This window comes from Spirillospora sp. NPDC049652 (genome assembly GCF_040675125.1).
Lineage (GTDB): Bacteria > Actinomycetota > Actinomycetes > Streptosporangiales > Streptosporangiaceae > Spirillospora.
The window spans coordinates 1-6,454 of sequence record NZ_JBFAOF010000371.1; the positions used below are offsets into that span (position 1 = coordinate 1).

Below are 6,454 nucleotides of genomic sequence, written 5' to 3' on the forward strand. Positions count from 1 at the left end.
CCGGTGTGCGCCACCGGCTCGACGGGCGTCGCGCCGCGCGGCAGGTCCTCGGCGACATGCGCGAGCAGCCGCAGGAAGTGCGACTTGCCCGACCCGTTCGAGCCGAGCACCGCGACCCGCTCGCCGTACCAGAACTCGGCGTCGAACGGCCGCATCAGGCCGGTCAGCTCCAGATCCTCGCAGACCACGGCCCGTTTCCCGGTGCGCCCGCCGCGCAGCCGCATCTTCAGGCTCTGGTCGCGCGGCGGGACCTCCGGCGGCCCCGCCTCCTCGAACCTGCGCAGCCGCGTCTGCGCCGCCTGGTACCGGGACGCCATGGAGTCGTTGTAGGTCGCCTTGTTCTTCATCATCTGGACGAGCTGCTTCAGCTTGGCGTGCTCCTCGTCCCAGCGGCGGCGCAGCTCCTCCAGCCGGTCGTTGCGGTCCCGGCGCGCGGCGGCATAGGTGGCGAACCGGCCGCCGTGGATCCAGACCGTCCCGGCCTCCACGGTCACGATCCGGTCGGCCGCCCGGTCGAGCAGCTCCCGGTCGTGCGACACCAGCAGCACCGTCTTGGACGTCTCGCGCAGCCGCTCCTCCAGCCAGCGCTTGCCGGGCACGTCGAGGTAGTTGTCCGGCTCGTCCAGCAGCAGCACCTCGTCCGGGCCGCGCAGCAGCGCCTCCAGGACGAGCCGCTTCTGCTCCCCGCCCGACAGCGTCGTCACGTCCCGGTAGCGGCAGCGGTCGAACGGTACGCCGAGCGCGGCGACGGTGCAGGCGTCCCAGAGCACCTCGGCCTCGTAGCCGCCCGCGTCGCCCCAGCCGGCGAGCGCCTCGGCGTACCGCATCTGCGTCCGCTCGCCGTCCTTCTCGATCATCGCGAGCTCGGCCGCCTCCAGCGCCGCCGCCGCGTCCCGCAGCCGGCGCGTCGCGGTGGTCAGCAGCAGGTCCTGCACGGACGACCCGTCCCGGACGTTCCCGACGAACTGCCGCATCACCCCGAGCCCGCCGCTGTGCGCGACCGACCCCTCCTGCGGGACCAGGTCCCCGGCGATGGTGCGCAGCAGCGTCGTCTTCCCGGCGCCGTTCGGGCCGACCAGCGCCGCGGTCACCCCGTCCCCGACCCGGAACGACACGTCCTCCAGCAGGACCCGCCCGTCCGGCAGCGTGTGACTCAGGTGTCCGACCTCGACGTGTCCCATGGGCCAGGATCCTCCGAACTCGGGCCGTCCCCGGTCAACTCCTTTTCGGCACAGTGTTGTTCACTCATCGCGCTAGTACAGTCACAGAGAGTGATGTATGGTTCGTTCTGTGCGAGCAGCCCGGTTCAAGGAGGTATCCGCCCGGCCGTCGGCCCGGGTGCTGCTCGTCCTTCTCGCGCTGGCCACCGCGCTGACCGGCCCCGCGGAGATCGCCTCGGCCGTCGTGCCGGCGGCGCCGGTGAGCGTCGAGACCGCCTCGCCCGGCTGCGGCGACGAGGACGACGGCCTCGCCGGGCACAGCGACCCGTCGGCCGTCCGCCCCACCAGCGCCGAACCCGGCCGCCCGAGCGGCGTCCGCCTGCTGCGCACGCCCGCCCGCGAACGCGTCCCGGCCGCCGCGCGCCCGGTCGCCGTCCCGCGCGCGGCCACCCCTGTTCCGGCGGCCGGCCACGACGGCCGCGCCCCCGGCACCGGCCTCCTCGTCACCCTGAGCGTCTTCCGCACGTGAGCGTCCCGCGGCGGCCCCGGCACCTGCCGGGCCGTCCGCCCACACGCCCGAACACGTGCAGGACGATGCGGAGGACGCCATGGGCGTCGAGAACGGTCCCACAAGCAACGAGAGATGGCGCTTCCACTGCCCGCGCTGCGTCTGGACCTGGGAGCAGGTCTTCGAGGCGCGGCAGAGCGGCGCGCACACCGCCTGGTACTACGACGGCCTGCCGAGCCTGCCGCCGTGGATCGACCCCGGATGCCCCACCTGCGGAGCCGCCGCCAAGGCGTTCCCAGGCGGGGTGGGGGAGGCGACGGCGCAGCCGTGACCCCCGCGCCCCCGTCCCGCCGGAGCCCGGCGGGACGGGGGCGCCGGTGAGCGCGGACGTCAGGCGGTCAGCGCGGACGTCAGGCGGGCGACGGCCTCGGCCACCGGGAGCTCGGCGGTCTCGCCGGTGGCCCGGACGGTGTGCTCCACCACGCCCGCCGCGAGCCCCCGCCGCCCGACCGTGACCCGGTGCGGGATGCCGGTCAGCTCGATGTCGCGGAACTTCACCCCCGCCCGCTCCGGACGGTCGTCGAGCACGGCGTCGACGCCCGCCGCCCGCAGCCCGGTGTAGATCCGCTCGGCCGTCCCGGCGACCTCCGGGTCGTCGGTCTGGGCCGGGACGACCGCGACCGCGAAGGGGGCGACCGCCTCCGGCCACACGATCCCGCGGTCGTCGTGGTGGGTCTCCACGATCGCGGCCATCGCGCGCTCGATCCCGATGCCGTACGAGCCCATCAGCGGGTGGAGACGGCCGCCGTCCGCCGCGAGGACGGTCAGGTCCAGCGCGCGGGTGTAGCGGTCGCCCAGCTTGAAGATGTGGCCGACCTCCAGCGCCGCGAACACCTCCAGGGCCGTCCCGCAGGACGGGCACGGCTCGCCCGCCGTCACCTCGCGCAGATCCGCCCAGGTCGGGGACGGGATGTCGCGCGCCACGTCCACGCCGCGCAGGTGGACGCCGTCCCGGTTCGCCCCGGTGACCATGTCCCGGCGGCCGCGCAGCGCCTCGTCCGCCAGGACCGGCAGGCCGGTCACGCCGACCGCGCCGAGGCTGCCGGGCAGCGCGCCCAGCGCCTCCCGGATCTCCTCGGGCTCGGCGGGCCGCAGCTCGGCCGCGCCCGTCGCGTCCGCGAGCTTCTGCTCGTTCAGCGCGTGGTCGCCGCGCAGCAGGACCAGCGTGATCCGGCCGTCCACCAGGTGGACCAGCGTCTTGATCTGCCGGTCGGCGGGCACGCCGAACCCGGCGGCGAGATCCTCGATCGTCCGCACCCCGGGCGTGTCGAACGCCTCGGGAGCGTCCGCGCCGCCGGACGACGCGTCCCCCGAGACCGGGGCGAGCCGGGACGTCGCCGTCTCGACGTTGGCCGCGTAGCCGCAGGACGGGCACCGCACCACGGTGTCCTCGCCCGCCTCGCACGGGCAGGCGAACTCGGTCGAGTCCGTGCCGCCCATGGTCCCGTTGGACGCATCGACGGGGATCGCCGGGATGCCGAGCCGCTCGAAGATCCGCAGGTAGGCGGCCTTGTACGCCGCGAACGACGCGTCCAGGCCGGCCTGGTCGGCGTCGAAGGAGTAGGCGTCCTTCATCGTGAACTCGCGCACCCGCAGGAGCCCGCCGCGCGGCCGGGGCTCGTCCCGGAACTTCGTCTGGAACTGGTACCACTGCTGCGGAAGCTGCCGGTAGGACGTCAGCTCCAGGCCCAGCGTCGTGAAGATCTCCTCGTGCGTCAGGCCGAGGGCCAGCTCGCCGCCGCGCCGGTCGGTGAGCCGGAACAGCTCCGGGCCGACCAGGTCCCAGCGCCCGGACCGCCGCCACGGATCGGCCGGCTGCAGCGCGGGCAGCAGCATCTCCTGCGCCCCGATCCGCTCCATCTCCTCCCGGACGACCTGGACGATCCTCGCCCGGACCCGCACCGCCAGCGGCAGCAGCGAGTAGTGCCCCGCGTGCAGCCGCCGGACGTACCCCGCGCGCAGCAGCAGCCGGTGGCTCGGCGCGTCCGCGTCCGCCGGATCCTGCCGCAGGGTCGGGACGAACAACTGTGACCAGCGCATGCGGCGACGATAACGGTGTGGACGCGCCGCCGGCATCGCGTTATTGGACGGTGGCGCGCGTCAGTACCCTTGGGGGCGTGAGTCGAGAAGGTGTGACACCGCAGAGCGAGGATTTCTCCGCCTGGTACAACGAGCTGGTCGTCCGCGCCCAGCTCGTGGACCGCGGCCCGGTGCGCGGCACGATGGTCATCCGACCGTACGGCTACCGGGTGTGGGAGCTGCTCCAGGCCGACCTGGACCGCCGGATCAAGGACGCCGGGCACGACAACGCGTGCTTCCCGATGTTCATCCCGGAGTCCTACCTCAAGCGCGAGGCCGAGCACGTCGAGGGCTTCTCGCCGGAGCTGGCCGTCGTCACCATCGCCGGCGGCAAGCAGCTGGAGGAGCCGCTGGTCGTGCGGCCCACCTCCGAGACGGTCATCGGCGAGTACATGGCCAAGTGGATCGACTCGCACCGTGATCTTCCGCTGCTGCTCAACCAGTGGGCGAACGTCGTCCGCTGGGAGATGCGCCCCCGGATGTTCCTGCGCACCACCGAGTTCCTCTGGCAGGAGGGGCACACCGCGCACATCGACGAGGCCGACGCGATGCGCGAGACCATGTGGGCCCTGGACGCCTACGCCGCGGTCGCCCGCGAGCTCGCCGCGATGCCCGTCGTCCCGGGGGAGAAGACCCCCGGCGAGCGGTTCGCCGGGGCCGTCCGGACGTACACGATCGAGGGCATGATGCGGGACGGCCGCGCCCTGCAGGCCGGCACCTCGCACTACCTCGGCACCAACTTCGCCAAGGCGTTCGAGATCCAGTACCAGGACGAGGACAGGAACCTCGCCCTGGCGCACACCACGTCCTGGGGCATGTCCACCCGCATGATCGGCGGCGTGATCATGACCCACGGCGACGACAAGGGCCTGGTGCTGCCGCCGCGGCTGGCGCCCTACCAGGTCGTGATCGTCCCGATCGGGCGCAAGGAGCAGGGCGAGGAGGCCGCCGCCGAGGCGCGCCGCCTGGCCGGCGCGATCAAGGCCATGGGCATCCGGGTGCACGTGGACGACAACCGCCCGCAGCTGTCGCCCGGCTTCAAGTTCAACGAGTGGGAGATGCGCGGCGTCCCGGTCCGCATCGAGCTCGGCAAGCGCGACATCGAGAACGGCGTCGCCACCCTCGCCCGCCGCCTGCCGACCGTGGAGGGCCAGGGCAAGGAGCAGATCCCGCTGGAGAAGGTGCCCGAGCTGCTGCCCGGCATCCTCGCCGACTTCCAGTCCTTCCTGCTCGCCCGCGCCGAGGCGTTCCGCGAGGAGCACACCGCGGCCGTCGACTCCTGGGACGCGTTCGCCGCCCAGGTCGCCGGCGGCTGGGCCCGCGCGCTGCACTGCGGCCGCACCGAGTGCGAGGACGAGATCAAGGCCGACACCTCCGCGACCCCCCGGGTCATCCCGATGGACGCCCCGGAGGAGAGCGGCGCCTGCGTCAAGTGCGGGCAGCCGTCCGCGTACGGCAAGCGCGTGATCTTCGGCCGCGCCTACTGATCCCCGGCGGGCGCGGACGGGCCGGGGCGATCCCAGATCGCCCCGGCCCGTTTCCGTTCCGCGTGCGCCGTTCCGGCGTCAGTTGAGGGACGGCGGCAGGACGCGCATCGCCAGCATGGACACGTCGTCCCGCAGGTCGCTGTCGCAGAAGTCGAGCAGCGACCGCTCGATCGCGCCCAGCATGTCGTCCACCGGCCGGGTGGCGTGCGCGGCGAGCGCCTCCAGCAGCCGCGCCTGCCCGAACCGCAGGCGCGCCACGTCGCAGGCCTCCAGCACGCCGTCCGAGTGCAGGACGAGCGTGTCGCCGGGGGCGAGGTCCAGCGTGTCGGTCCCGGACTCGAAGTCCTCGAACAGCCCGAGCGGCACCCCGCCCCGCGACGCCGTCACGATCACGCCGTCCGCGCGGACCACGATGGCCGGCGGATGCCCGGCGGTGCCCAGCGTCACCCGCACGCCCTCGCCGTGCCGGACGATCCCGGCGTACACGGCCGTGACGAACCGGTCCTCGGTCAGCAGGGTCTCGTTGACCGTCGCCAGCACCTCGGACGGGTGCGACCTCCACCGCGCCACCACCCGGACCGCGTGCCGGGCCATCGCGGTGACCGTCGCGGCGTCCTCGCCCTTGCCGACCACGTCACCGAGGACGAGCCCCCAGCCCTCCTTGGCGGGGAACGCGTCGTAGAAGTCGCCGCCGACCTCGGTGCCGTCCGTCGCCGAGGTGTACCGGGCGGCCAGCTCCAGGCCGTCGATCTCCGGCAGCCGCCGCGGCAGCAGGCTCGCCTGCAGCGACTCGGCGACCTCGGCCCGCCGCCGGTACATCCGCGCGGCCCGGATGACCATCCCCAGGTACCGGCCGATCCGCTGGCAGACCGACAGGTCCAGCAGCGAGAACGGGCCGTGCTCGCCGCTGCTCGCCAGGGTGATCACGCCGATCGGGCGGTCCCCGTCGGTGACCGGGACGCACAGCACCGACGTCGCGCCGATGCTGCTCAGCACCGGACGCGCGTCCGGGCAGGCGCCCAGCAGGTCCAGTTCCTCGGCGTGCGGCCGCAGGGCGCTGTGGCCGGTCTCGAAGACCGTCCACGGCAGCGTGCCCGGCGCCGGCTCCACCGTGGCGAGCCAGCGCGCCGCCTCCGCGGCCCACTCGTCCTCGGGCCCGA

At 74.0% G+C, this 6,454-nt stretch carries 6 protein-coding genes; 3 read left to right on the forward strand and 3 right to left on the reverse strand.

Translation table 11 applies throughout. The annotated features are described in order from the left end of the window. A partial coding sequence (locus AB0J52_RS22325) for an ATP-binding cassette domain-containing protein (RefSeq protein ID WP_500183814.1) occupies positions 1–1,181 on the reverse strand: 1,181 nt, incomplete at its 3' end. Between the two features lie 109 nt (positions 1,182–1,290). On the opposite strand from AB0J52_RS22325, the gene AB0J52_RS22330 reads away from it, so the two are divergent. Both AB0J52_RS22330 and AB0J52_RS22335 read left to right on the forward strand, forming a co-directional pair. Then, the gene (locus AB0J52_RS22330; protein WP_500183816.1) at positions 1,291–1,689 is read left to right on the forward strand and encodes a hypothetical protein; all 399 of its coding nucleotides are present in this window, start codon (positions 1,291–1,293) and stop codon (positions 1,687–1,689) included. Positions 1,690–1,744: 55 nt separating this feature from the next. Beyond that, positions 1,745–1,999, forward strand: a complete 255-nt coding sequence (locus AB0J52_RS22335) for a hypothetical protein (RefSeq protein ID WP_500183818.1) — start codon at positions 1,745–1,747, stop codon at positions 1,997–1,999. A 59-nt stretch (positions 2,000–2,058) separates the two neighbouring features. Here AB0J52_RS22335 and AB0J52_RS22340 read toward each other — a convergent pair whose 3' ends face one another. Next, positions 2,059–3,768, reverse strand: coding sequence for a proline--tRNA ligase (locus tag AB0J52_RS22340; protein WP_500183820.1), 1,710 nt, complete (start codon positions 3,766–3,768; stop codon positions 2,059–2,061). Positions 3,769–3,845: 77 nt separating this feature from the next. Between AB0J52_RS22340 and proS the strand changes: the two genes are divergently transcribed. Continuing rightward, positions 3,846–5,294 (forward strand): proline--tRNA ligase, encoded by a 1,449-nt coding sequence (gene proS, locus AB0J52_RS22345; protein ID WP_500183822.1) that lies wholly within the window; start codon positions 3,846–3,848, stop codon positions 5,292–5,294. A 78-nt stretch (positions 5,295–5,372) separates the two neighbouring features. Here proS and AB0J52_RS22350 read toward each other — a convergent pair. Then, positions 5,373–6,454: PP2C family protein-serine/threonine phosphatase (locus AB0J52_RS22350; RefSeq protein ID WP_500183824.1), on the reverse strand; the 1,082-nt coding region annotated here is incomplete at its 5' end.